The 24,305-nt window shown below is 72.7% G+C and carries 22 protein-coding genes; 18 read left to right on the forward strand and 4 right to left on the reverse strand.

The features are described 5' to 3' along the window. The first annotated feature begins 177 nt into the window (after positions 1-177). The 4 genes from AB0302_RS05040 (at position 178) to AB0302_RS05055 (ending at position 3,641) form a co-directional block, all read left to right on the forward strand. Entirely contained in the window at positions 178-888 is a 711-nt protein-coding gene (locus AB0302_RS05040; protein ID WP_248115503.1) for an ABC transporter ATP-binding protein, read from the forward strand. Next, positions 885-2,168, forward strand: a complete 1,284-nt coding sequence (locus tag AB0302_RS05045) for an ABC transporter permease (protein WP_298985600.1) — start codon at positions 885-887, stop codon at positions 2,166-2,168. Before AB0302_RS05040 ends, AB0302_RS05045 begins: the two co-directional genes overlap by 4 nt. A 47-nt stretch (positions 2,169-2,215) precedes the next feature. Then, on the forward strand, positions 2,216-2,899 hold the full coding sequence (locus tag AB0302_RS05050) for a hypothetical protein (protein WP_366370730.1): 684 nt from the start codon (positions 2,216-2,218) through the stop codon (positions 2,897-2,899). Between the two features lie 187 nt (positions 2,900-3,086). Continuing rightward, the gene (locus AB0302_RS05055; protein WP_366370731.1) at positions 3,087-3,641 is read left to right on the forward strand and encodes a hypothetical protein; all 555 of its coding nucleotides are present in this window, start codon (positions 3,087-3,089) and stop codon (positions 3,639-3,641) included. A gap of 99 nt (positions 3,642-3,740) precedes the next feature. Here the strand turns inward: AB0302_RS05055 and AB0302_RS05060 are convergent, their stop codons facing one another. From AB0302_RS05060 to sdhC, 4 genes are all read right to left on the reverse strand, one after another. Beyond that, complete coding sequence (locus tag AB0302_RS05060; protein ID WP_248115406.1) at positions 3,741-4,553, reverse strand: succinate dehydrogenase iron-sulfur subunit; 813 nt, start codon at positions 4,551-4,553, stop codon at positions 3,741-3,743. Beyond that, on the reverse strand, positions 4,553-6,340 hold the full coding sequence (sdhA, locus tag AB0302_RS05065; RefSeq protein ID WP_248115407.1) for a succinate dehydrogenase flavoprotein subunit: 1,788 nt from the start codon (positions 6,338-6,340) through the stop codon (positions 4,553-4,555). Before sdhA ends, AB0302_RS05060 begins: the two co-directional genes overlap by 1 nt. Positions 6,341-6,424: 84 nt before the next feature. Continuing rightward, complete coding sequence (locus AB0302_RS05070) at positions 6,425-6,904, reverse strand: succinate dehydrogenase hydrophobic membrane anchor subunit (RefSeq protein WP_366370732.1); 480 nt, start codon at positions 6,902-6,904, stop codon at positions 6,425-6,427. A 2-nt stretch (positions 6,905-6,906) separates the two neighbouring features. After that, positions 6,907-7,311, reverse strand: a complete 405-nt coding sequence (sdhC, locus tag AB0302_RS05075) for a succinate dehydrogenase, cytochrome b556 subunit (RefSeq protein ID WP_298714032.1) — start codon at positions 7,309-7,311, stop codon at positions 6,907-6,909. A gap of 255 nt (positions 7,312-7,566) precedes the next feature. On the opposite strand from sdhC, the gene AB0302_RS05080 reads away from it, so the two are divergent. The 14 genes from AB0302_RS05080 to AB0302_RS05145 all read left to right on the forward strand — a co-directional run bounded on the left by AB0302_RS05080 (position 7,567) and on the right by AB0302_RS05145 (position 24,285). Beyond that, a complete protein-coding gene (locus AB0302_RS05080) occupies positions 7,567-8,715 on the forward strand; it encodes a mannose-1-phosphate guanylyltransferase (protein ID WP_298714035.1) in 1,149 nt (382 codons plus the stop codon). A gap of 84 nt (positions 8,716-8,799) precedes the next feature. Next, positions 8,800-10,059, forward strand: coding sequence for an amidohydrolase (locus tag AB0302_RS05085; RefSeq protein ID WP_366370733.1), 1,260 nt, complete (start codon positions 8,800-8,802; stop codon positions 10,057-10,059). Positions 10,060-10,240: 181 nt separating this feature from the next. Further along, positions 10,241-11,383: a BMP family ABC transporter substrate-binding protein gene (locus AB0302_RS05090; protein ID WP_319075129.1), complete on the forward strand. Its 1,143-nt coding sequence runs from the start codon at positions 10,241-10,243 to the stop codon at positions 11,381-11,383. A gap of 121 nt (positions 11,384-11,504) precedes the next feature. Further along, on the forward strand, positions 11,505-13,085 hold the full coding sequence (locus AB0302_RS05095; RefSeq protein ID WP_319075128.1) for an ABC transporter ATP-binding protein: 1,581 nt from the start codon (positions 11,505-11,507) through the stop codon (positions 13,083-13,085). Further along, a complete protein-coding gene (locus tag AB0302_RS05100) occupies positions 13,082-14,473 on the forward strand; it encodes an ABC transporter permease (protein ID WP_298985608.1) in 1,392 nt (463 codons plus the stop codon). The genes AB0302_RS05095 and AB0302_RS05100 overlap by 4 nt, the downstream gene beginning before the upstream one ends. After that, positions 14,470-15,774, forward strand: a complete 1,305-nt coding sequence (locus AB0302_RS05105) for an ABC transporter permease (RefSeq protein WP_319075127.1) — start codon at positions 14,470-14,472, stop codon at positions 15,772-15,774. Before AB0302_RS05100 ends, AB0302_RS05105 begins: the two co-directional genes overlap by 4 nt. A gap of 2 nt (positions 15,775-15,776) precedes the next feature. Then, on the forward strand, positions 15,777-16,208 hold the full coding sequence (locus tag AB0302_RS05110; RefSeq protein WP_366370735.1) for a cytidine deaminase: 432 nt from the start codon (positions 15,777-15,779) through the stop codon (positions 16,206-16,208). Positions 16,209-16,280: 72 nt separating this feature from the next. Further along, positions 16,281-17,615, forward strand: coding sequence for a thymidine phosphorylase (locus AB0302_RS05115; protein WP_366370736.1), 1,335 nt, complete (start codon positions 16,281-16,283; stop codon positions 17,613-17,615). An 8-nt stretch (positions 17,616-17,623) separates the two neighbouring features. Next, positions 17,624-18,271 (forward strand): DedA family protein, encoded by a 648-nt coding sequence (locus tag AB0302_RS05120; protein WP_366370737.1) that lies wholly within the window; start codon positions 17,624-17,626, stop codon positions 18,269-18,271. Between the two features lie 26 nt (positions 18,272-18,297). Beyond that, complete coding sequence (locus AB0302_RS05125) at positions 18,298-19,518, forward strand: adenosine deaminase (RefSeq protein WP_366370738.1); 1,221 nt, start codon at positions 18,298-18,300, stop codon at positions 19,516-19,518. A gap of 21 nt (positions 19,519-19,539) precedes the next feature. Next, on the forward strand, positions 19,540-20,367 hold the full coding sequence (locus AB0302_RS05130) for a MazG nucleotide pyrophosphohydrolase domain-containing protein (protein WP_366370739.1): 828 nt from the start codon (positions 19,540-19,542) through the stop codon (positions 20,365-20,367). Between the two features lie 101 nt (positions 20,368-20,468). Continuing rightward, positions 20,469-21,746 (forward strand): phosphopyruvate hydratase, encoded by a 1,278-nt coding sequence (eno, locus tag AB0302_RS05135; RefSeq protein ID WP_248115420.1) that lies wholly within the window; start codon positions 20,469-20,471, stop codon positions 21,744-21,746. Between the two features lie 140 nt (positions 21,747-21,886). After that, positions 21,887-22,645: a septum formation initiator family protein gene (locus AB0302_RS05140; protein ID WP_366370740.1), complete on the forward strand. Its 759-nt coding sequence runs from the start codon at positions 21,887-21,889 to the stop codon at positions 22,643-22,645. Between the two features lie 47 nt (positions 22,646-22,692). Further along, the gene (locus AB0302_RS05145; RefSeq protein ID WP_366370741.1) at positions 22,693-24,285 is read left to right on the forward strand and encodes a DUF501 domain-containing protein; all 1,593 of its coding nucleotides are present in this window, start codon (positions 22,693-22,695) and stop codon (positions 24,283-24,285) included. Positions 24,286-24,305 lie beyond the last annotated feature (20 nt).

A 24,305-nucleotide genomic window follows, 5' to 3' on the forward strand; every position in this document is an offset into this window, starting at 1 on the left:
CAGGATCATCCCCGCGGGGGAGGCGCCCGCCCCGGGCCCTGTGTCACGCTGGGGCCGGCGCCCGCGACGGGCGGGCGCCGCCCGCCCCGTGCACGGGACGCGGGCCTCAGCGCAGAGGGAGAGCACGTGAGCCACACCGTCCACACGACCGCGGGGGCACGCCCCCCGGGTGATGCGATGCCGTTCGGCGGGGTCGAGCCGATCCTGGAGACCGAGAACCTGGTGAAGGTCTACGGTCGCGGCGAGTCCCGCTTCGACGCGCTCAAGGGCGTCACCCTCCAGCTGCGCGCGGGGGAGTCCGTGGCCGTCGTGGGCAAGTCCGGCTCGGGCAAGTCCACCCTGATGCACCTGCTCGCGCTGCTGGACCGCCCGACCTCCGGCGTCGTCGCGATGGACGGCCGGCCGGTCTCGGGCGTGAGCCCTGCCGAGGTGTCCCGCCTGCGCAACGCGACCTTCGGGTTCGTGTTCCAGCAGTTCTTCCTCAACGGGAACCAGAGCGTGCTGGAGAACGTGGTGCTGCCGCTCAAGATCGCGGGCGTGCCCCGCCGCGAGCGCCGGGAGCGCGGCATGGACGTGCTCGCCCAGCTCGGGATGGCGGACAAGGCCGGCAACCGGGCCACCGACCTCTCGGGCGGCCAGAAGCAGCGCGTGTGCATCGCCCGCGCCCTGGTCAACCGCCCCACGGTGCTCTTCGCGGACGAGCCCACGGGCAACCTGGACTCGGCCACCTCGCGGTCCGTGGAGGACATCCTCTTCGGCCTCCAGCGGGAGCAGGGCATCACCCTCGTGGTGGTCACGCACGACGACGACCTCGCGGCACGCTGCGACCGTCGGCTCGTGATGCAGGACGGGATGATCGTGGACGAGGAGTCGGGGGCGCGCGCATGAGGACCACGGACCTGGTGGGCACCGCGCTCGCCAACACGATGCGCTCCAAGCTGCGCACCTTCCTGACCGTGATCGCGATCGTGATCGGCGCGTTCACCCTCACCCTGACCACGGGCCTCGGCGCCGGCATCAACAAGTACGTGGACAACATGGTGGAGGGCTTCGGCGCCCCGGACGAGATGACCGTGACCAAGCAGGCGGACATGGGCAGCGGGTTCTCCATGGGCGGGGCGCCCTCCGAGTACGACCCCGAGGGGGCCTCCTCCGGGGAGATGTTCGGCATGCCCCTGCTCACGGGGAAGGACCTCGAGACGATCCGGGACGCCGAGCACGTGACGGCCGTGGAGACCGCCCGCCTCGTGGAGCCGGAGTTCATCGAGGGCGCGGACGGCCGCCAGTGGGCCGTGCCCTTCATGGGAGCCTCGTACGAGATCGGCACGCTCTCCATGGCCGCCGGGCGCGAGCCCGCCGAGGACGCGGCCGAGATCACGGTGCCGACGGACTGGGTCGAGGCGCTGGGCGGCACGGAGCCTGAGGACGTCCTCGGGCAGACGGTGACCCTGGTGGCCGCGGATCCGCTGGGCGAGCAGAGCGGGATGGAGGCGGAGGTGGTCGGCGTGACCGAGGCCGTCGCCTCGGGCTCGGGTGCCGGGCCGGTGCCCTCCCGCGCCGTCGAGGACCGCCTGCACGAGATCCAGACCGCAGGGCTGCCCGAGGAGCAGCGCGACACCTACTTCTCCGCCACGGTGACGGTGGAGGGCATGCCCGAGAACGAGGCGGCCGTGCAGGCGGCCCTCGCGGAGCAGGGCTACTCCGCCCAGACCCTCGAGGACCAGCTCGGCGTGATCCGAGGGATCATCGACGCGGTGACGTGGGTGCTCAACGGCTTCGCCCTGATCGCCCTGCTGGCGGCCAGCTTCGGCATCATCAACACCCTCCTCATGGCGGTGCAGGAGCGCACCCGGGAGATCGGCCTCATGAAGGCCCTCGGCATGACGGGCGGCCGGATCTTCGGGCTCTTCACCCTGGAGGCCGTGATGATCGGCCTGCTGGGGTCGCTGATCGGCATCGGGCTGGGCGTGGCCGTGGGCCTGACCGCGAACGCGCTGCTCACGCAGGGCGCCCTGAGCGGGGTCACCGGCTTGGTGCTGTACGCCGTCGAGCCGCTCTCCCTGCTGCTGATCGCCCTGCTGATCCTGGCGATCGCGTTCCTGGCCGGCACCCTTCCCGCCGCCCGGGCCGCCCGCAAGGACCCCATCGAGGCACTGCGCTACGAGTGAGCGGCCCCGCCCACGCCTGAGTCCACCATCCCCTGAGAGGAACCGACATGACGACCACCCCTCCCCAGAACCCGAGCCCCTACGGTGAGCCCGACCCGATCGACCGGCCCCAGTACTCCACTCCGGGCCAGTACCCCGCCGCAGGCCAGTACCCCGCGCCCAGCCATGACGCCGCACCGGGCACGGCCCCCGGCACGCGGTACGGCACCCAGCCGTACGCACCGATGGGCCAGGGCGGTGTCCTCCCCGAGCCCCGCCGGCACCGCACCCTGCTGACGCTCACCCTCGCGTCCGCGGCGCTGTGGCTGCTCGCGAACGTCCCCCCGCTCTTCGGACTCGACGACATGATGCGCGTGGTCCGCGAGTCCGTCTCGGCCGAGGGCGGCGTTCCGCCGGAGGACGTCGACAGGATCGAGGCCTTCTTCCGGGCCTCGTTCATCGGCGGCGTCGTGGTGGCCCTGCTGATCGGCCTCGCCGTGTACGCCCTCGTGTACTTCGGCCTTCGGGCCGTGAAGAACTGGGCGCGGATCGTGGGCATCGTCGCCGCGATCCTGGGCACGCTCGGCGCCCTCGCCGGACTCCTCAGCTTCACCACGTTCCCCGGCCTCGCGGGCGTGATCGCGTCCCTGGCCAGCCTCGGCCTCCTGGTCGTGAACATCCTGTGGCTGGTGAACGCGTTCAGTGGCGAGGAGGCCGCCTACACCCGGCAGGGCCGCCCCGCCGGCGCCTGACCTCGGCGCTCGACCGTCGCGGACCCTCCACCCTCGCCCGCGCGTTCCGTGAGCGCATCCGGCTCCGCCGCGACGCACGGCGCTCAGCGCACCCCGGCCGACCGGAACGACTCCCGCACCGGAGGGGGAATCCTTGAACAGTCCCCCTCCTGTGCGGGAGTCGTCGCATCCGGGGGAGGATGGGGACATGCACGCGCACCCCTCTGACTCCTCGTCCGCGGGCGCCGACCCGGCGCCCGCGACGTCCCTCGACGCCGCCGCCGTCCACGACCGCGTGGTCCGCCGCCCGATCCGTCGCCTTCAATTCCTGACGCTCGTGACGGGGGTGCTCAGCGCCGCCGCCACGGCGGGCGTGCTCGCCCTCCAGTCGGTCTCGGGCTACGCCCGCGCGGTGCTCGAGGCGCGTTCGTGGGGTGCGGTGGCGGTGACGGACGCCGACGTCGCCTCCTTCCTCACCCCGCCGGGGCTGCTGCCGGCCGCCGTCGTGGGGATCCTGGCGGTCACCGCGCTCCTGGTGTGGGGCGCGGCGCGCCTGATCGGCGCCACCCGCTGGGTCGGCACGGTGCTCGTGGGGATCGGCCTGCTCACCGCGGCCTTCTGGATGGTCGACGGCGGCCGCATGGTCGCCGCCGGAGGGGCGGGGCCTCTCGTGCTCGCGTCGGTGGTGGCCATGCTCATCGCGTGCGCGGCGTGGCTGTTCATCACGCATCTGCGCTCCACCCGCGACGCCTTCGACGGCTGAGCCGCGACCCCGTGGACGCAGAACGGCGGCCCGTCTCCCCGCGTGGGGAGACGGGCCGCCGTCGTGGTCGCGAGGCCCGGGAGCCCGGGCCTCAGTCGATCAGAAGGAGCGCGCCAGGATGGCGTTCTTGACCTCGGCGATCGCCTGGGTCACCTGGATGCCGCGCGGGCACGCGTCGGTGCAGTTGAAGGTCGTGCGGCAGCGCCACACGCCCTCCTTGTCGTTGAGGATCTCCAGGCGCATGTCGCCGGCATCGTCGCGCGAGTCGAAGATGAACCGGTGCGCGTTCACGATGGCGGCCGGGCCGAAGTACTGGCCGTCCGTCCAGAACACGGGGCAGGACGAGGTGCACGCGGCGCACAGGATGCACTTGGTGGTGTCGTCGTAGATCGCCCGGTCGGCCTGGGACTGGTAGCGCTCCTGGGTGGGCTCGTGGCCCTTGGCCACGAGGAACGGCATGACCTCGCGGTAGGACTGGAAGAACGGCTCCATGTCCACGATCAGGTCCTTCTCCACCGGCAGGCCCTTGATGGGCTCCACCAGGATGGGCTTGGACAGGTCGAGGTCCTTCAGCAGGGTCTTGCAGGCCAGGCGGTTGCGGCCGTTGATGCGCATGGCATCGGAGCCGCACACGCCGTGGGCGCAGGAGCGACGGAAGGACAGCGTGCCGTCCAGGTCCCACTTCACCTTGTGCAGGGCGTCCAGCACGCGGTCGGTGCCGTACATGGTCAGGCGCCACTCGTCCCAGTAGGACTCCTCGGAGGTGTCCGGCAGGAAGCGGCGGACCTTCAGGACGATGTCGAACGACTCGATCTCGCCGACGCCGCCCGAGGTCTTCTGCTCGGTCGGCTCGGCGACCTCGACGGTCTGCTCGGCCACGGGGGTCTCGGTCTCGTGTGCTGCGTGGCTCATCAGTACTTACGCTCCATCGGCTGGTAACGGGTCACGACGACGGGCTTCGTCTCGAAACGGATGCCCTTGACGCCCTCCATCTCCGCGGTCTCGTCGCGGTAGATCATGGTGTGCGCCATGAAGTTGGCGTCGTCGCGGTCGGGGTAGTCCTCGCGGTAGTGGCCGCCGCGGGACTCCTTGCGGCCCAGGGCCGCGAGGGTCATGGCCTCGGCGATGTCGAGCAGGTAGCCGAGCTCCATGCCCTCGAGCAGGTCGAGGTTGAAGCGCTGGCCCTTGTCCTGCACCGACACGTTTTCGTAGCGGCCGCGCAGCTCCTCGATCTTGGCCAGGGCGCGGCGGATGGAGTCCTCGTCGCGGAACACCTGCATGTCCGCGTCCATGGACTCCTGCAGCTCGGCGCGGATGTCCGCGACGCGCTCGCTGCCCGTGGCCGAGCGCAGGCTCTCGATGTGCTGGCGGGTCGGCGCCTCGCCGTTCTCCGGGAGCTCCACCCAGTCGGCGGTCGCCGCGTACTCGGCGGCGAAGATGCCGGCACGGCGGCCGAAGACGTTGATGTCCAGCAGCGAGTTGGTGCCCAGGCGGTTGGAGCCGTGCACGGACACGCAGGCCACCTCGCCGGCGGCGTACAGGCCCGGCACCACGGTGTCGTTGTCCTGCAGCACCTCGGCCTTGATGTTCGTGGGCATGCCGCCCATGAAGTAGTGGCACGTGGGGAACACCGGCACCGGCTCCGTGTAGGGCTCGACGCCCAGGTAGGTGCGGGCGAACTCGGTGATGTCCGGGAGCTTCTCGTCGATGTGAGCGGGCTCCAGGTGCGTCAGGTCGAGCAGCACGTAGTCCTTGTTCGGACCGGCGCCGCGGCCCTGGCGGACCTCCTCGGCCATGGAGCGCGCCACGATGTCGCGCGGCGCGAGGTCCTTGATGGTGGGGGCGTAGCGCTCCATGAAGCGCTCGCCGTCCGCGTTGCGCAGGATGCCGCCCTCGCCGCGGGCCGCCTCCGAGAGGAGGATGCCCAGGCCGGCCAGGCCGGTCGGGTGGAACTGCACGAACTCCATGTCCTCGAGCGGCAGGCCGGAGCGGTACGCGATGGCCATGCCGTCGCCCGTGAGGGTGTGGGCGTTGGAGGTGGTCTTGTACACCTTGCCGGCGCCGCCGGTGGCGAACACCACGGACTTGGCCTGGAAGGTGTGCAGCTCGCCGGTGGCCAGCTCGTAGGCCACGACGCCGGCCACGCGCTTCTGCGTGAACGGGGTGCCGTCGGCGCGGGTCGCGTCCTCGTCCACCATGAGCAGGTCGAGCACGTAGAACTCGTTGTAGAACTCCACGTTGTGCTTGACGCAGTTCTGGTAGAGCGTCTGGAGGATCATGTGGCCGGTGCGGTCCGCGGCGTAGCACGCGCGGCGCACGGGCGCCTTGCCGTGGTCACGGGTGTGGCCGCCGAAGCGGCGCTGGTCGATCTTGCCCTCGGGGGTGCGGTTGAAGGGCAGGCCCATCTTCTCCAGGTCGAGCACCGCGTCGATGGCCTCCTTGGCCATGACCTCGGCGGCGTCCTGGTCCACCAGGTAGTCGCCGCCCTTCACGGTGTCGAACGTGTGCCACTCCCAGTTGTCCTCCTCGACGTTGGCGAGGGCCGCGCACATGCCGCCCTGGGCCGCGCCGGTGTGGGAGCGGGTGGGGTAGATCTTGGTGAGGACGGCCGTGCGGGCGCGCTGGCCGGACTCGATCGCGGCACGCATTCCCGCGCCGCCTGCGCCGACGATCACCACGTCGTACTTGTGTACCTGCATTCAGGTTTCTCTCTCTCGGTGTCTTGCGGGCGCGGTGGCCGGGGGGTCACGCCGCGCGAGCGGGGGAGGCGGATCCGGTGGGGATCAGCGGCAGATGGCGGGGGAGCGCTCCATGAGAGCGCCGGAGGCGTCCACCATGCAGGGGTCGAACGTGAAGATCACGAGGGTGCCCAGGATGATGATCGCGGCGGTGGCGATGTACAGGATCAGCGACAGCCAGAAGCGGACGCGGTCGCGCTCGGCGTAGTCGTTGATGATGGTGCGCATGCCGTTGGCGCCGTGCAGCATGGCCAGCCACAGGAGGGCCAGGTCCCAGAACAGCCACAGCGGGTGCGCCCACTTGCCGGCCACGAAGCCGAAGTCGATCCCGGAGATGCCGTCTCCCACCATGAGGTTGGTGAAGAGGTGCGTGAAGAGCAGGACCACGAGGATCACGCCGGACACGCGCATGAAGAGCCACGCGAGCATCTCGAAGTTGCCCTTGCCGCCCTTGGAGCGGGTGTACTTGGGGTCCAGCTTGCCCGAGCGGGGGGCCGCGAGGGGGGTCTCAGCGGTGGTGCTCATGATCAGTGACCTCCCAGAGCCAGGCCGAAGTGGCGGATGCAGAAGCCGAGGACCAGGACGGCCCAGACGGCCAGGACGATCCACAGCAGGGTCTTGTGGTGGCGCGTGCCGCCCTTCCAGAAGTCCACGGCGATGATGCGCAGGCCGTTGAGGGCGTGGAAGAGGATCGCGGCCACGAGGCCGGCCTCGCCGAGTGCGAAGTACCAGGTCTTGTATGCGCCGATGACGACGTCGTAGGCCTCGGGGGAGACCCGGACCATGGACGTGTCCAGGACGTGGACGAGCAGGTAGAAGAAGATGACGACGCCGGTGACGCGGTGGCCCACCCAGGACCACATGCCGCCGTGGCCCCGATACAGGGTTCCGCGGCCGCTCTGAGCCGGGGCCTGCGCAGTGGCGCTAGACACGGTTGATACCTCCAGGGGGAATGCACGATCCCTGGCCTGGGCAGGGTTCTGCCGGGGCGCGGGACGTGTGCGAGTGGATTCCTCCGACCAGGGTAGACCCTCGGGGGCCCGCCGCGCGTGCGGGCGCCGCCACTGTGACGCGTCCCGTCGGGCCCGCGGAGCCCGCCCCGGCGGAGCACCCCGCGGGCGCGCCCGGCGCCGCCGCGCCCGCGGGGCCGATTGGTGCCCCCTGGGGCGGTTTCGTACCCTGAGCCGGTGAGCACCGACCGAAACCCCGCCGCCGCGCCCTCGGACGCCGAGGCCCCCGCCCTGGCCCGCTTCCACGCCGTGATCCCCGCGGGAGGCGTGGGCACCCGCCTGTGGCCCCTCTCGCGGGCAGCGGCGCCGAAGTTCCTCCACGACCTCACCGGCTCGGGCCAGACCCTGATCCGCGCCACGTGGGACCGCCTCGCGCCGCTGGCCGCCGGGATGATGGTGGTGACCGGAGAGGCGCACCAGGACGCCGTGTGCCACCAGCTCCCGGCCCTGCAGGACGGAGACCTGGTGCTCGAGCCCTCGCCCAAGGACTCCGCCGCCGCGATCGGGCTTGCCGCGGCCATCCTCTCCCTGCGCGATCCGGACACGATCATGGGCTCCTTCGCCGCGGACCAGGTGATCGGCCCCGTGGAGGTGTTCCAGGACGCCGTGCGCCAGGCCGTGGCCACCGCCGCCACGGGGCGGATCGTCACCATCGGCATCACCCCCTCGCACGCCGCCACCGGCTTCGGCTACATCCGCCAGGGGCGCGCGCTGAAGGTGCCCGGCGCCCCGGACGCGCACGACGTCGCGGCCTTCGTGGAGAAGCCGGACCAGAAGGTGGCGGAGCGCTACGTGAAGTCCGGCCGCTACCTGTGGAACGCGGGCATGTTCGTGGCCCCGGTCGGCCTCATGCTCGAGCACCTCGCGGCGAACGAGCCGGAGCTGCACGCGGGACTCATGGAGATCGCCCACGCGTGGGCGACGGACCGGCGTGACGAGGTCATGCAGCGGGTGTGGCCCACGCTCAAGAAGACCGCGATCGACTACGCGGTGGCCGAGCCTGCCGCCACGGCCGGTGACGTGGCCGTCATCCCCGGCACCTTCACGTGGGACGACGTGGGCGACTTCGCCGCGATCGCCCGCCTGAACCCGGTGAAGGACGCCTCCGGCATCACCGTCATCGGGGACACCCCCCGGGTGTACTCGGACGACGCGTCCGGCGTGGTGGTCACGGACACGAAGCGCGTGATCGCGCTCATCGGCATCGAGGACGTCGTGATCGTGGACACCGAGGACGCCCTCCTGGTGACCACCACGGCCCACGCGCAGGACGTGAAGAAGGCCGTGGAGTCGCTCAAGGCCACCGGCGCCGACGACGTCCTCTGACGGCGGGCCCTGACGCGGGGCGCGGGCACCCCGGCGGTCACCGGGCGGGGACGTCCGCCCGCGCTGCGGGTAGGGTCCTGCCCCATGAGCACCTCCGACTCCGTCCTCCGCGACGCCCGCGCGCCCGCGGCCGTGCCGTCCGTGGCCGCGGTCGTCCGTGACCTCGAGGACGTGGCGGTGGCCGTGCGCCGCGAGCTGCACCGCCACCCCGAGCTCTCCTTCGAGGAGTACCGCACCACGGACCTGATCGTGGAGACGCTCGCGGACTACGGACTGAACCCCGTGCGCCTCGAGGGGACGGGCCTCTACGTGGACGTCGGCGAGGGGCCGATCGTGCTGGCGCTGCGCGCGGACATCGACGCGCTGCCGGTGGAGGAGGAGACGGGGCTGCCCTACGTCTCGGTCAAGGACGGGGTGGCCCACGCGTGCGGCCACGACGTGCACACCGCCGTCATGCTCGGCACGGCCCTGTCCCTCGCCCGCATCCTGCGCGGCTCCACGCCCGACCCGCGGCTGCGCGCCGCCGCCGAGCGGGTGCGGGGCCGGGTGCGCATCATCTTCCAGCCCGCCGAGGAACGCCTGCCCGGCGGCTCGCTCTCCGTGATCCGCCAGGGCGTGCTCGAGGGCGTGCCGCGCATCCTCGCGGCCCACTGCGACCCTCACGTCGACGTCGGCACGATCGGCACGCGCATCGGCGCCATCACCTCGGCCGCGGACACCATCCGCATCACGCTCACCGGACGCGGCGGCCACACCTCCCGCCCGCACCTGACCGAGGACATGGTGTTCGCGCTCTCGCAGATCGCGATCAACGTGCCCGCCGTGCTCTCGCGCCGCATCGACGTGCGCTCCGCCGTCTCCGTGGTGTGGGGCCAGATCGCCGCCGGCAGCGCGCCGAACGCGATCGACAACACCGGCTACCTCGCGGGCACCATGCGCTGCCTCGACGCGGACGTGTGGGAGGAGGCGGGCGAGCTCCTCGACGAGGTGGTCACGCAGGTGGCCGCCCCCTACGGCGTGGACGTGGGCCTCGAGCACATCCGCGGCGTGCCGCCCGTGCACAACGCGGAGGCGGAGACGGCCCTGATCGAGCACGCGGCGCGCCGCGAGCTCGGCCCCCGTGCCATCCAGCTCACCCCACAGTCCATGGGCGGCGAGGACTTCGCGTGGATGACGCAGACGGTGCCCGGCTCCATGCTGCGCCTGGGCACCCGCACCCCGGGCGGCATCACGTACGACCTGCACCGCGGCGACTACGTCCCGGATGAGCGGGCCATCGGCGTGGGCATGCGGGTCTTCGCGGCGGCCGCGCTCGAGGCGCTGACCGGGGGGGAGACCCTCTGACCTGGACCCCGCCCGAGGGTCCGGGGCACGGCGTGCGGACACTGAGAGAACATTGGGTAAACTCACGCGCATCGAGCGCGCGGGCGCTCGCCGTGCCCCGCACCGGCCCGTCCGCCGCCGCCGTCGCAGGCCTCCCCGGAGGTCCGCTCTCATCGCATCGCGCCTTCCGAAAGAGGACCCCATGGGCATCGTCTCCGCCTCGTCCGACCGCCGCCGTCTCCTGATCCCCGCCGCCGTGCTCGGCTCCAGCCTCCTGCTGGCCGGCTGCGGCGCCCCGCCGGAGGAGTCCTCCTCCTCCGCCGCCGGCTCGACCGGTGCCTCCGCCGAGGCCGCCGCCGGCTCGGACAACAAGGACTACAAGGCCTGCATCGTCTCGGACGAGGGCGGCTTCGACGACCGCTCCTTCAACCAGTCCTCCTACGAGGGCCTCAAGGCTGCCGAGGACCAGTACGGCATCGAGATCGCCGAGGCCGAGTCCAACGACGCGAGCCAGTTCAGCCCCAACCTGACCTCCATGGTCAACCAGGACTGCGACGCCGTCTTCGGTGTGGGCTTCATGCTGGGCAAGGCCATCCTGCCCGTGGCCGAGCAGAACCCCGACGCGCACTTCTACGGCGTGGACGTGACCGACGGCGACTTCACGGACAACGTGCAGAAGCTGACCTACGACACGGCGCAGGCCGCCTTCCTGGCCGGCTACCTCGCGGCCGCCACCACCGAGACCGGCACCGTGGCCACCTACGGCGGCGTGGAGCTGCCCACCGTGACCATCTTCATGGACGGCTTCGCCCGCGGCGTGGCGCACTACAACGAGGCCAAGGGCGAGGACGTGAAGGTCCTCGGCTGGAACCCCGATGCCAAGACCGGTTCCTTCATCGGCAACTTCTCCAACCAGGACGCCGGCAAGACCAACACGGCCAACTTCATCAACGAGGGCGCGGACATCGTCATGCCGGTGGCCGGCCCCGTGGGCCTGGGCACCCTGGACGCCGTGACCGAGGCCAACGACGGCGGCAAGGACGTCAAGGTGATCTGGGTGGACTCGGACGGCTACGAGTCCACCGAGGACGGCGAGGTCATCCTCTCCTCCGTGGTGAAGAACATGGGCCAGTCCGTCACCGACGTGATCGGTCAGGACCTCAAGGGCGAGTTCTCCTCGGACCCGTACGTGGGCACCCTGGAGAACGGGGGCGTCGAGCTGGCCCCGTTCCACGACTTCGAGGAGTCCGTCCCCCAGGAGCTCAAGGACGAGCTGAAGGCGCTCCAGGAGCAGATCGTCTCGGGCGAGCTGAAGGTCGGCTCGGAGTACTCCCCGGCGTCCTGACCGGCAGCCGCACCGGCCGCGGGGCCGGCCCGGACCCGTTCCGGGCCGGCCCCGCGCCGTGCGGGGCCCGTCCCCGGGCACTGACCAGCACGAGTGAGACCAGAATGACGGAAGGCCACCGATGAGGCTCGAACTGCGCGGGATCACCAAGCGCTTCGGCACCTTCGCCGCGAACGAGGACGTGAACCTGACCGTGGAGTCGGCGCGGGTGCACACCCTCCTCGGTGAGAACGGCGCAGGCAAGTCCACCCTGATGAACGTCCTGTTCGGCCTCTACGAGCCGACCGAGGGCGAGATCCTCCTGGACGGGGAGCCCGTCCGCTTCTCAGGGCCCGGCGAGGCCATGCGCGCCGGCATCGGCATGGTGCACCAGCACTTCATGCTGGTGCCCGTGTTCACGGTGGCGGAGAACGTGGCGCTCGGCGACGAGCACACCCGCGCTCTTGGGGTGCTGGACCTCGAGTCCACGCGCCGCCGCATCCGCGAGATCTCCGCCCAGTACGGGTTCGACGTGGACCCGGACGCCGTGGTCGAGGACCTGCCCGTGGGCGTGCAGCAGCGCGTGGAGATCATCAAGGCCCTGGTCCGCGACGCCCGCATCCTCATCCTCGACGAGCCCACCGCGGTGCTCACCCCGCAGGAGACCGACGAGCTGCTGGGCATCATCCGCCAGCTGCGCGCGGACGGCACGGCGATCGTGTTCATCTCCCACAAGCTGCGCGAGGTCAAGGCCGTCTCGGACGACATCACGGTGCTGCGCCGCGGCCGCGTGGTCGGCACCGCAGACCCCACGGCCGAGGCCTCCGAGCTGGCCGCGCTCATGGTGGGCCGCGACGTCGTCCTCGAGCGCCAGAAGACCCCCGCCACCCTGGGCGAGGAGACCTTCCGGTTGCGGGACCTCTCCGTGGTCTCACCCACCGGCCAGGTGCTGCTGGACTCCGTGTCCTTCGGCATCCGCCAGGGCGAGGTGCTCGCCGTGGCGGGCGTGCAGGGCAACGGCCAGACGGAGCTCACCGAGGCCATCATGGGCCTGGTCAAGGCCACCGGCTCCGTCACCCTGGACGGCGCGGAGCTGATCGGCCGCTCCACCCGGAGGATCATCCGCTCGGGTGTCGGCTTCGTGCCGGAGGACCGCTCCACGGACGGCCTCGTCGGCTCGTTCTCCGTGGCCGAGAACATGGTCCTGAACCGCTACGACGTGGCCCCGGCCGGCAACGCCCTGCAGATGCGCCCCTCCGCGGTGCGCCGGTTCGCCGAGACCCGCGTGGCCCGGTTCGACGTCCGCACCCAGGGCGTGGACCTGCCCGTCTCCTCGCTCTCGGGCGGCAACCAGCAGAAGGTCGTCATGGCCCGCGAGCTCGTGGACGGGCTGCGCCTGTTCATCGCCTCCCAGCCGACGCGCGGCGTGGACGTGGGCTCGATCGAGTTCCTCCACGACCGGATCATCGCCGAGCGTGACTCGGGCACCCCGGTGCTCATCGTCTCCACCGAGCTGGACGAGGTCCTCGAGCTCGCCGACCGGATCGCCGTGATGTACCACGGCCGGATCGTGGGCATCGTGCCCGGGGACACCTCGCGCGAGACGCTCGGCCTCATGATGGCCGGCCAGACCCCCGACGCCGTCGCCCCGGTCGCCACCGCACCCGCGGGCGCATCTACCGCCGCCCCCGCCCGCCCCACCTCGGAAGGAGAGCGCCCGTGAGCACCGCCGCACCGCTCAAGCCCGCGGCCGCGCCCGGCGCCGGCCGGCCCGCCCCCGCGGAGTCCGACTCCGCCCTGCGCCGGATCCTCTCCGGCAACGGCACCGTCACCGTCCTGGCGATCCTGCTGTCCCTGCTGGTCTCCGGCCTGCTGATCATCGCCGTGGACGAGGACGTCCAGGAGGCCCTCGGCTACTTCCTCGCCCGCCCGGGCGACCTGCTCGGCGCCGCCTGGACCGCGTTCTCGGAGGCCTTCGCGGCCCTGTTCCGCGGCGCGATCTTCAACTACGAGGCCTCCACGCTCCGCGGCATGCTCTACCCGCTGACGGAGACGCTGACGGTGGCCACGCCGCTGATCATCATCTCCCTGGGCATCGCGATCGCCTTCCGCGCGGGCCTGTTCAACATCGGCGGCCAGGGCCAGTTCGTCTTCGGCGCCATGTTCGCCACGTGGTTCGGCGTCCACCTGCAGCTGCCCTTCGGCGTGCACCTGCTCCTGGTGCTGATCATGGGCGCGCTCGGCGGCCTCCTGTGGGGCACCGTGGTGGGCGTGCTCAAGGCGCTCACCGGCGCCCACGAAGTGATCCTCACGATCATGCTCAACTACGTGGCCGTGAACCTGCTGGCCTACCTGCTCAACACCCCGGTGCTGCGCGCCCCCGGCAGCACGAACCCGATCTCGGAGTCGCTGCCGGCCACGGCCATGTTCCCGCGGATGTTCGGCGACGGCTTCCGCCTGCACTGGGGCTTCGTGGTGGCGCTGCTGGCCACCGCCTTCGCGTGGTGGCTCATGCAGCGCTCCACCCTCGGCTTCCGCCTGCGCGCCGTGGGCGCCAACCCGGACGCCGCCCGCACCGCGGGCATCTCCGTCAAGGGCTCCTACGTGGCCGCCATGGCGATCTCCGGAGCCCTGGCCGGCCTGGCGGGCATGACGCACGTCTCCGGCACCGAGGGCAGCCTGAACGGCTCCGTGGCCGGATCCTTCGGCTTCGACGCGATCACCGTGGCGCTGCTGGGCCGGTCCAACCCGGTGGGCGTGCTCTTCGCCGGCCTGCTGTTCGGCGCTCTGCGCGCGGGCGGCGTGACCATGCAGTCCGAGACCGGCGTGCCGATCGACATCGTGCTCGTGGTCCAGTCGTTCATCGTGCTGCTGATCGCCGCCCCGCCGCTGGTGCGCACGATCTTCCGCCTGCCCGCCCCGGGTGCGGCCCGCGCCCGCCGCACCGCCGACCCCGTGACCCAGCCGGCCGTCGCCGGCGCCGCCGTCACCGGGGCCTCGGGTCAGGCCGCCGTCCCCGCCGAGTCGGTACAGGAGGCCGCCGCCGGCGCCTCCGCCGCGCCGACCCCCGCCGCCCAGCGTTCATCCGAGAAGGAGGGGCAGGACCGATGAGCACCGCCGTCACCGCCCATGAGACGCCGACCGTCCGCCCCGAGGCGGCCGAGCCGGAGCAGGTCGTGGTCCGCCACTGGACCGTCCCGATCGTCCTGAGCCTGTTCGCGCTGCTCTCCCTCGGGCTGTTCGCCGTGGGCGCGCCGTCCGAGACCGCCACCTTCCGCATCTCCGCGCCCGGGGACGCCGTCGCCCTGCCGGACCTCTCCGCAGACCCCGTGCTGTGGGGCTGGCTGCTCACCGGCCTGCTGATCGCGCTGGCGGCCCTGAGCTGGCTGACCATGCGTCGCACCGGACGTGTGCCGGGGTGGGTCGCGGGGCTGTTCGCCCTGGCCTTCGTCGCCGCGTTCCTGATCTGGGTGATCGGCTCGGCGGACAACAGCACCGTGTTCCTCACCGGCCTCGTGGCGGGCTCCTTCGCGCTCGCCGTGCCGCTGATCTTCGGTTCGATGGCCGGCATCCTGGCCGAACGCTCCGGCGTGGTGAACATCGCGATCGAGGGCCAGCTGCTCTCCGGCGCGTTCACCGCCGCCGTGGTGGGCTCGCTCACCGGGTCCGTGTGGGCGGGCCTGGCCGCCGCCGTCGTCTCCGGCGTGCTGGTCTCCTGGCTGCTGGCCGTGTTCTCCATCAAGTACCTGGTGAACCAGGTGATCGTCGGCGTGGTGCTCAACGTGCTCGTGGCCGGCCTGACCAACTTCCTGTTCTCCACGGTGCTCACCGGCAGCGCCGGGATGAACCGGCCGCCGCACTTCGAGAACATCCGCATCCCCGTCCTCGCGGACATCCCCGTCCTGGGCCCGATCCTCTTCAACCAGACGATCCTGGGCTACGGGATGTACGCGATCGTCGTGGTGCTGTGGTTCGCCCTGTTCCGCACCCGCTGGGGGCTGCGCGTGCGCGCCGTGGGCGAGCACCCCAAGGCCGCGGACACCGTGGGCATCGACGTGAACCGCACCCGCTACCTCGCCGTCATGCTCGGCGGCGCGGTGGCCGGCATGGGCGGCGCGTTCTTCACCCTGGTGGCCTCGTCCTCGTTCTCGAAGGAGATGACGGCGGGCCAGGGCTTCATCGCCCTCGCCGCGGTGATCTTCGGCCGCTGGAACCCGATCGGCGCGTTCTTCGCGGCGCTGCTCTTCGGCTTCGCCACCAACATGCAGTACGTCCTGGCGATCCTGGGCACCCCGGTGCCCAGCCAGTTCATGGCGATGCTGCCGTACCTGGTCACGGTGTTCGCCGTGGCCGGCCTGGTGGGCCGTTCACGGGGACCGGCCGCCTCCGGCGTCCCGTACGTGAAGGAGTAGCCGTGGCGGACGGGCAGGAAACGACGACGACGCACGCGGTGGACTGGGAGCGCCTGCGGGCGGCGGCGCTCGCCGCCACGGAGCACGCCTACGTGCCCTACTCGGGGTTCCGGGTGGGCGCCGCCGCCCTCACCGAGGACGGCCGGCTGGTCTCGGGCTGCAACATCGAGAACGCGTCCTACGGGCTGACGCTGTGCGCCGAGTGCGCGCTGCTGGGGGACCTGCGCATGAGCGGGGGCGGCCGGCTGGCCGCGTTCGTGTGCGTGGACGGCCACGGCGTGCTGACCATGCCCTGCGGACGCTGCCGGCAGCTGCTCTTCGAGTTCCGCGCCCCGGGCATGGTGCTGCTGACCGCGGCGGGGGAGCGCAGCATGGAGCAGGTGTTGCCGGACGCGTTCGGTCCCGCGGACCTGGAGCGGGCGGACCGTCCCTGACGGGAGGCGGATCGGCACGTGGGCTCGCTAGAGTCGGTGGCTGACCGCCCCCCACCTCTTGAGGAGAGCCCCATGACCGCGCAGCCGCAGGCCGAGCCGTTCGACGCCATCGAGGTCATCCACGCCAAGCGGGACGGCCACGCGCTGACCCGCGAGCAGATCGACTGGGTGGTGGACGCCTACACGCGTGACGTCGTGGCGGACGAGCAGATGTCCGCCCTCACCATGGCGATCTTCCTCAACGGCATGGAGCGTCGGGAGATCGCAGAGTGGACCGCCGCCATGATCGCGTCGGGCGAGCGCATGGACTTCGCGGGGCTCACCACGCCGGAGGGTCGCCCCCTGGCCACCACGGACAAGCACTCCACGGGCGGCGTGGGGGACAAGATCACGCTGCCGCTGGCCCCGCTCGTGGCCTCCTACGGCGTGGCCGTCCCGCAGCTCTCCGGCCGCGGCCTCGGCCACACGGGCGGCACGCTGGACAAGCTCGAGTCCATCCGCGGCTGGCGTGCGGACCTCTCCAACCAGGAGATGATGCGGCAGCTGAGCGAGGTGGGCGCCGTCATCTGTGCCGCCGGCGCCGGTCTGGCGCCCGCGGACAAGCGCCTCTATGCCCTGCGCGACGTCACCGGCACGGTGGAGGCCATCCCGCTGATCGCCTCCTCCATCATGTCCAAGAAGATCGCCGAGGGCACCGGCACGCTCGTGCTCGACGTGAAGTGCGGCTCCGGCGCCTTCATGAAGAACGATGAGGACGCTCGCGAGCTGGCCCGCACCATGGTGGACCTCGGCCGCGACGCCGGGGTGAACACCACCGCGCTGCTCACCGACATGTCCGTGCCGCTCGGCCTGACCGCGGGCAACGCCCTCGAGGTGCGTGAGTCGGTGGAGGTGCTCGCCGGCGGCGGCCCCGCCGACGTCGTGGAGCTGACCGTGGAGCTCGCCCGCGCGATGCTCGCCGGCGCGGGCGTCACCGGCGTGGACCCCGCGGAGAACCTCCGCAACGGCCGCGCGATGGACGTCTGGACCCGCATGATCGAGGCGCAGGGCGGAGACCCGCGCGCGCAGCTCCCGACGGCGGCGCACACGGAGGCCGTGACCGCGGAGACGGACGGCGTGCTCACCGAGCTCGACGCGATGGCTGTGGGCCTGGCGGCGTGGCGCCTCGGCGCGGGCCGCGAGCGTCAGGGCCAGCCGGTCCAGGCGGGCGCGGGCGTCGAGCTGCACGCCCGCCCGGGCGACCGCGTGGCGAAGGGCCAGACGCTCATGACCCTGCACACCGACACCCCGGAGCGCTTCGAGCGCGCGAAGGCGGCGCTCGCCGGCGGCTGGGCCGTGGCCGAGGCGGACGAGGCGGCGGCTGCCGCGCTGCGGGAGCGCTCGGTGATCCTGGATCGGATCGGCTGAAGACGTCCGTGCTGGCCTGGCTCGAGGAGACCATCCGGGAGGCGGCGGCGCAGTGGTGGGTCCTCCCGCTCACCGCGGCGCTGTGCCTGCTGGACGGCGTCGTGCCGGTCTTCCCCTCCGAGTCCGTGATCGTGGCCCTCGCCTCGATCGTGCACGACGGCCATCCGTTCTCCCTCGGGGCCCTCTGGGCGGCCGGCTTCCTCGGGGCGTTCCTCGGTGACCTCGCCGCCTACCTGATCGGGCGCTCGGTCGGGGTGGAGCGCTGGCGCTGGATGCGCACCGCGCGGATCCAGGCGAGCGTGGCCGTCGCGCGTCATCACCTCACGGACCACGGGGCGCTCATGCTCTTCACCGCCCGGTTCATCCCGGGCGGCCGGGTGGCCGTGAACCTCACCGCGGGGGCGGTCCGGTACCCGTTCTGGCGGTTCGGCCTGTTGGACGTGTTCTCCACCATGGCGTGGTCCGCGTACTCCATCCTGATCGCGCGGCTGACGGCCGGCTGGCTGCACAACGCGGTGCTGCAGATCCTGCTCTCCGTGGCGGTCGCCGGGGCCGTGGGACTCCTGGTGGACCGGGCCGTGAAGGCCGTGCTGCGCCGCCGCCTCGCGCGGGATGCCGGGGGCCTCACCCCGCAGGAGCACGAGGCCCTGGGCTGACTCGCTCCCTGTCGTAGAGTGAGGCCGTGAACACCGCCACGCAGACCCCGGACTCCGCCGCCCCCTCGCCCCTGCAGATCGACCTGGCCGCGTTGCCCAAGGTCTGCCTGCACGACCACCTCGACGGCGGCCTGCGCGTGGCCACCGTGCTCGAGCTCGCCCGCGAGGCGGGCACGGACGTCCCGGCCGAGAACGAGGACGCCCTCGCCGCGTGGATCGCCTCCCACGCCAACGGGGAGTCCCTCGAGAAGTACCTCGAGGTGTTCGCCCTGACCACGTCCGTGATGCAGACCCGCGAGCAGCTGCGCCGCGTGGCCCGCGAGTTCGTGGAGGACCTCGTGGAGGACGGCGTGGTCTACGCGGAGATCCGCTGGGCCCCGGAGCAGCATCTGACTGCCGGCCTGAGCCTGGACGAGGCCGTCGAGGCCGTGCAGGCGGGCCTCGAGGAGGCCGTGGACGCCGCCGACGAGGCCGGCCACCTGATCCGCGTGGGCCAGCTCCTCACGGCCATGCGCCACGCCGACCGCGCCCAGGAGATCGCCGAGCTCGCCGTCCGCCACCGCGAGAAGGGCGTGGTGGGCTTCGACATCGCCGGCGCCGAGGCCGGCTTCCCGCCCTCCCGCTTCGCCGAGACCTTCACCTGGCTCGCCGAGCAGCACCTGCCCGTCACGGTGCACGCCGGCGAGGGCGACGGGCTGGCCTCCGTCCAGGACGCGCTCGTGCACGGCCGCGCCCTGCGCCTGGGCCACGGCGTGCGGGTCGCCGACGACATCTCGGTGGAGTACGGCGCCGTGGACGAGGACGGCGAGCGCCTGCCCGAGGACACCGGGATCGTGGACCTCGGCCCCACGGCCGCGTGGGTGCGCGACCGCCAGATCGCCCTCGAGGTCTGCCCCTCCTCGAACCTGCAGACCGGGGCGGTCGCCGCCGCCGAGGGCATCGTGGGCCACCCGATCGACCTGCTCATGCAGCTCGGCTTCCGCGTCACCGTGAACACGGACAACCGCCTGGTCTCGGACGTCTCCCTCACGGACGAGCTGTACCTGCTGGCCGAGACCTTCGAGTACTCCCTGGCCCAGCTGCTGGACCTGCAGCTCAACGCCGCCGAGGCCGCCTTCCTGCCCGTGGACGAGCGGGAGGACCTCGCCGAGATCCTCGTGGCCGGCTGGGGCGAGGCCATCTCCGGCGGCGCCTCCGACGCCGCGCTCGAGGAGCTCGCGTCGGACGACGACGCCGAGGACGCCTGATCCGCGCGGGCGGGGCCACCCATGAGTGAGTCGGTCGACCGACTGGTCGGGGTGGTCGAGACGCTGCGCGACCACTGCCCCTGGACGGCCGCGCTCACCCACGCCGACCTCACGGAGCACCTCGTGGAGGAGGCGTACGAGGCGGTCGCCGAGATCGAGTCCCGCGACGCCGCGTCCTGGGCGGACACGGCGGCGCGGCGCGCGGACGGCTCCTACGCGGCGCTGGCCGGGGAGATGGGCGACGTCCTCTTCCAGGTGGTCCTGCACGCGGCGGTCTCGCGTGCGCCGGGGGCGCCGACGGCGGCGGCCGGCTTCCGCCTCGACGACGCCGCGGACGCGCTCGCGGCCAAGATGATCCGCCGCAACCCGCTCGTGCTCACCCCCGAGGGCGGCCTGCGTTCGGCCGAGGAGCGGGCCGCCGTGACGCCCGAGGCCGTCGAGCTGGCGTGGGAGCGGGTCAAGGCCGCCGAGCGCGCCGCCTCGAGCCTCCGCGACGACGGGGAGAGCGGTGCGGGCGCGAGCAGTGCCGGCGACGCCGCCGTCTCCTTCGGCGACATCCCCGACCGGCTCCCCGCGCTGGCTGCCGCCGCGATGATCGCCGACCGTGCCGCCCGGCAGCCCGAGGACCCGCTCCGGAGGCACGCGCCGCTCGCCCCGGCCGAGCACGCGGGCGCCGACGTCGCCGTCGCCGGCTGGGCGGACGAGGCCGAGCTCGGCCGCGAGCTGTTCGCCCTGGTGCGTCGTGCCCGCGCCGCCGGCCTGGACCCCGAGCGGGCCCTGCGCGCCCTCACCGTCCGCGTGCGCGCGGGGGAGTGGGACGCGCTCAGCGCCGCCCCCGACGCCGGCTGACCGAGCGCCCGTCACGCGGTCCGTGGCGCGGGGCACGCCGGTAGGCTGAGGACGTGCCCGCCGATGCGCACGCTTCGACTCGATTGAAGGAGACCCGTTCCATGGCCCTGATCGACGCCATCCACGCCCGCGAGATCCTCGACTCCCGCGGCAACCCCACCGTCGAGGTGGAGGTGCTGCTCACCGACGGCTCCCTCGGCCGCGCCGCCGTCCCCTCGGGCGCCTCGACGGGCGAGTTCGAGGCCGTCGAGCGCCGCGACGGGGACAAGGACCGCTACCTCGGCAAGGGCGTCCGGGACGCCGTCGCCGCCGTGGGCGAGCTCGCGGAGGAGCTCGAGGGCGAGTTCGCGGCGGACCAGCGCGCCGTGGACCGCCTCATGCTGGACATGGACGGCACGGAGAACAAGGGCAAGCTCGGCGCCAACGCGGTGCTCGGCGTCTCCATGGCCGTGGCCGTGGCCGCCGCGCAGTCCGCGGACCTGCCCCTCTACAAGTACCTGGGCGGACCGAACGCCCACGTGCTGCCCGTGCCCATGATGAACATCCTCAACGGCGGCGCCCACGCGGATTCCAACGTGGACATCCAGGAGTTCATGATCGCCCCGATCGGTGCGCCCTCCTTCGCGGAGGCCCTGCGCTGGGGCGCCGAGGTCTACCACGAGCTCAAGAAGGTGCTCCAGGAGAAGGGACTGTCCACCGGCCTGGGCGACGAGGGCGGCTTCGCCCCCTCGCTGGAGTCCAACCGCGCCGCCCTGGACCTGATCGGCGAGGCCGTGGGCCGCGCCGGCTACACCCTCGGCACGGACATCGCCCTCGCTCTGGACGTGGCCTCCTCCGAGTTCTTCGAGAACGGCTCCTACACCTTCGAGGGCCAGCAGCGCTCCGCGGAGGACATGGCCGCCTACTACGGCGAGCTCGTGGACAACTACCCGATCGTCTCCATCGAGGACCCGCTCGACGAGGACGACTGGGAGGGCTGGAAGCACCTCACCGAGCAGCTCGGCGAGCGCGTGCAGCTCGTGGGCGACGACCTCTTCGTCACCAACGTGGAGCGCCTGCAGCGCGGCATCGACGAGCGCTCGGCCAACGCCCTGCTGGTGAAGGTCAACCAGATCGGCTCGCTCACCGAGACCTTCGACGCGATCGCCCTGGCTCAGCGCCACATGTTCCGCTGCATGATCTCGCACCGCTCGGGCGAGACCGAGGACACCTTCATCGCGGACCTCGCCGTGGCCACCAACGCCGGCCAGATCAAGACCGGCGCCCCGGCCCGCTCGGACCGCGTGGCCAAGTACAACCAGCTGCTGCGCATCGAGGAGGACCTGGGCGACGCCGCCGTGTACGCCGGCCGCTCCGCGTTCCCGCGCCACCAGGGCTGACCCGCTCCGCCCACCGAGACGGCCGCGCCCCGCACCGGGGCGCGGCCGTCGCCGTCCCTCCTCCCAGGCGGGCCGACTACCCTGGAGGCGTCCCCGCGACCGCACCGCACCGGTCCCGCGATCCCCGAAGGAGGCCGCGCATGAGCCCTCGCCGCCCCCGCGTTCCCCGGGTGGACCCCGCGCTCGCGCCGCAGGATCCCGATGCCGCCGCACCCCGCGCGACGCCGGATCCGACCCCGGCCGCCGAGCCCACCCGGCAGGCCCGCCCCGAGCCCACCCGGCAGGCCCGCCCCGAGCCCACCCGGCAGGCCCGCCCCGGGCCGGTCACGCTGCAGGTGGTGACCACCGGGCCCGCGGAGGAAGAGGAGGACGTCGAGGAGTCGGCGCCGTCCTCATCAGTCCCGGCCACGTCGGACGAGGCACCGCCGCGGGCACCGCGTCGCGCGGCGCAGGCCGGTGCGGTCAGCCAGGCCGCCCGTCGTCGTGCTCCGCTGCCCGAGCCGGTCCCCGCCCGCCAGATCACGGGCCGCTCCCTCCTCGTGGTGGCCGCGCTCCTCGTGGCCGCCGTGCTGCTGGCCCCCACCCTGCGCGTGTTCCTGAACCAGCAGCTGGAGATCTCCGCCACGCGAGCGGACATCGCCGAGCGCAAGGAGGAGCAGGCCCGGTACGAGGAGCGCATCCGCCGGTGGGACGACCCCGCCTACGTGGCGCAGCAGGCCCGGGACCGCCTGGACCTCGTGATGCCGGGAGAGACCCTCTACACCGTCTCCGGCCTGCCCGAGGAGGGCGCCGCGCCGGCGGAGGACGAGGATCAGCCCGCTCCCACCGACGCCGTGAACGCCCGCCTGCCGTGGGCCGAGGGCCTGTGGGACTCGGTGGTCCGCTCCGCCACGGAGTGACCGTCCGCCGCCCGGCCCGCCCCCGCCATCCACTCTCGAAGGACGCCATGACCGACACCTCCCGCCCCGCCGCCTCCGACGCCGCGTCCCGCGCCGTCACCGACGAGGACCGCGACACGCTCTCGCTGCAGCTCGGCCGCCCCGTGCGCGACGTGGTGGAGATCGGCGCGCGCTGCGTGTGCGGCAACCCGCTCGTGGCCACCACGGCCCCGCGGCTGTCCAACGGCATCCCATTCCCCACCACCTTCTACCTGACGCACCCCGTGCTGACCGCGGCGGTCTCGCGCCTCGAGGCGGACGGGGAGATGGCACGCATGAACGAGAGGCTCGCCACGGACCCGGAGCTCGCCGCCGCGCACCGCGCCGCGCACGAGGCCTACCTCGCCGAGCGGGCCCGCGTGGGCGCCGACGCCGGCACGGGCGAGGTCCCGGAGATCGACGGGATCTCGGCCGGCGGCATGCCGGAGCGCGTGAAGTGCCTGCACGTGCTCGTGGGCCACGCGCTCGCGGCGGGGCCCGGCGTGAACCGCCTGGGCGACGAGGCGCTCGCGCTCGTGGCCGAGTGGTGGACCCCGGACTCCTGCGCGTGCGAGGGCGCGTGGGACGCCGACGCCGCCGTGCCCACCCGCGACCTCTCCCGCCACGTGAAGCACCTGGAGCGCGTGGCGGAGCTGGAGCGGATCACCGTGGCCGGCGTCGACTGCGGGACCAACTCGATCCGCCTGCTCATCTCCCGTCCCGCGGAGGGCGCGGACGGCGCCGCCGCCCCGCTCGCCGACGTCGTGCGCGAGATGCGCGTGGTGCGCCTGGGGGAGGGTGTGGACGCGACCGGCGCGTTCGCCGAGGCCGCCCTCGAGCGCACGTTCGCTGCGGTGGACGAGTACGCCCGCCTGGTCCAGCGCCACCACGCCGGCCGCGTGCGCTTCGTGGCCACCTCCGCCAGCCGCGACGTCTCCAACCGGGCCGGGTTCGTGGCCGGGGTGGCCGAGCGCCTGGGGGTGGAGCCCGAGGTGGTCTCGGGCGAGGAGGAGGCGCGGCTCTCCTTCTCCGGCGCGGTCTCCGCCGTGGACGTCGCGGGACTCGGCGCGGAGGACCTGATCCTCGTGGTGGACCTCGGCGGCGGCTCCACCGAGTTCGTGGTGGGCACCGCGGACGGCACGGTGGTGGACGCCGTGAGCACGGACATGGGCTGCGTGCGCTTCACCGAGCGCTTCCTGCACTCGGACCCGCCGTCGGCGGACGAGGTGGCGGCGGCGCGGGCCGCCGTCGGGGAGATCCTCGACGACGTCGCCGCCCGCCTGCCGCTCGAGCGCGTCGCCCGCGTGGTCGGCGTGGCGGGGACCGTGACCACCGTGACCGCGGAGGCCCTCGGCCTCGAGGAGTACGACGCCGAGCGGATCCACGGCACGCACCTCCCCGTGGAGCGCTTCCGCGCGGCCGCCGAGGCCCTGCTGGCGGCCTCGAGGTCCCAGCGTGCCGAGCGCGGCTTCCTGCATCCGGGACGAACGGACGTGATCGGCGCCGGCTCCCTCATCTGGGCCCAGCTGCTCGAGCGCGTCGCAGCGGTCTCCGGCGTGGCGGAGGCGTGGGCGAGCGAGCACGACATCCTCGACGGGATCGTGCTGTCCCTGCGCTCCTGAAGGGGGCCCCGAGGGGCTGA

Origin of the sequence: Micrococcus sp. NPDC078436 (assembly GCF_040702705.1) — a bacterium.
Lineage (GTDB): Bacteria > Actinomycetota > Actinomycetes > Actinomycetales > Micrococcaceae > Micrococcus.

Excerpts from the sequence above, each read along its gene's own strand:
- AB0302_RS05130 (WP_366370739.1), top strand. The coding sequence starts at position 19,540 with ATGAGTGAGTCGGTCGACCGACTGGTCGGGGTGGTCGAGACGCTGCGC.
- AB0302_RS05105 (WP_319075127.1), top strand. The coding sequence starts at position 14,470 with ATGAGCACCGCCGTCACCGCCCATGAGACGCCGACCGTCCGCCCCGAG.
- AB0302_RS05050 (WP_366370730.1), top strand. The coding sequence starts at position 2,216 with ATGACGACCACCCCTCCCCAGAACCCGAGCCCCTACGGTGAGCCCGAC.
- AB0302_RS05140 (WP_366370740.1), top strand. The coding sequence starts at position 21,887 with ATGAGCCCTCGCCGCCCCCGCGTTCCCCGGGTGGACCCCGCGCTCGCG.
- AB0302_RS05070 (WP_366370732.1), bottom strand. The coding sequence starts at position 6,904 with ATGAGCACCACCGCTGAGACCCCCCTCGCGGCCCCCCGCTCGGGCAAG.
- sdhA (WP_248115407.1), bottom strand. The coding sequence starts at position 6,340 with ATGCAGGTACACAAGTACGACGTGGTGATCGTCGGCGCAGGCGGCGCG.
- AB0302_RS05145 (WP_366370741.1), top strand. The coding sequence starts at position 22,693 with ATGACCGACACCTCCCGCCCCGCCGCCTCCGACGCCGCGTCCCGCGCC.
- AB0302_RS05095 (WP_319075128.1), top strand. The coding sequence starts at position 11,505 with ATGAGGCTCGAACTGCGCGGGATCACCAAGCGCTTCGGCACCTTCGCC.
- AB0302_RS05055 (WP_366370731.1), top strand. The coding sequence starts at position 3,087 with ATGCACGCGCACCCCTCTGACTCCTCGTCCGCGGGCGCCGACCCGGCG.
- AB0302_RS05090 (WP_319075129.1), top strand. The coding sequence starts at position 10,241 with ATGGGCATCGTCTCCGCCTCGTCCGACCGCCGCCGTCTCCTGATCCCC.
- AB0302_RS05040 (WP_248115503.1), top strand. The coding sequence starts at position 178 with ATGCCGTTCGGCGGGGTCGAGCCGATCCTGGAGACCGAGAACCTGGTG.
- AB0302_RS05115 (WP_366370736.1), top strand. The coding sequence starts at position 16,281 with ATGACCGCGCAGCCGCAGGCCGAGCCGTTCGACGCCATCGAGGTCATC.
- AB0302_RS05045 (WP_298985600.1), top strand. The coding sequence starts at position 885 with ATGAGGACCACGGACCTGGTGGGCACCGCGCTCGCCAACACGATGCGC.
- AB0302_RS05085 (WP_366370733.1), top strand. The coding sequence starts at position 8,800 with ATGAGCACCTCCGACTCCGTCCTCCGCGACGCCCGCGCGCCCGCGGCC.
- eno (WP_248115420.1), top strand. The coding sequence starts at position 20,469 with ATGGCCCTGATCGACGCCATCCACGCCCGCGAGATCCTCGACTCCCGC.
- AB0302_RS05060 (WP_248115406.1), bottom strand. The coding sequence starts at position 4,553 with ATGAGCCACGCAGCACACGAGACCGAGACCCCCGTGGCCGAGCAGACC.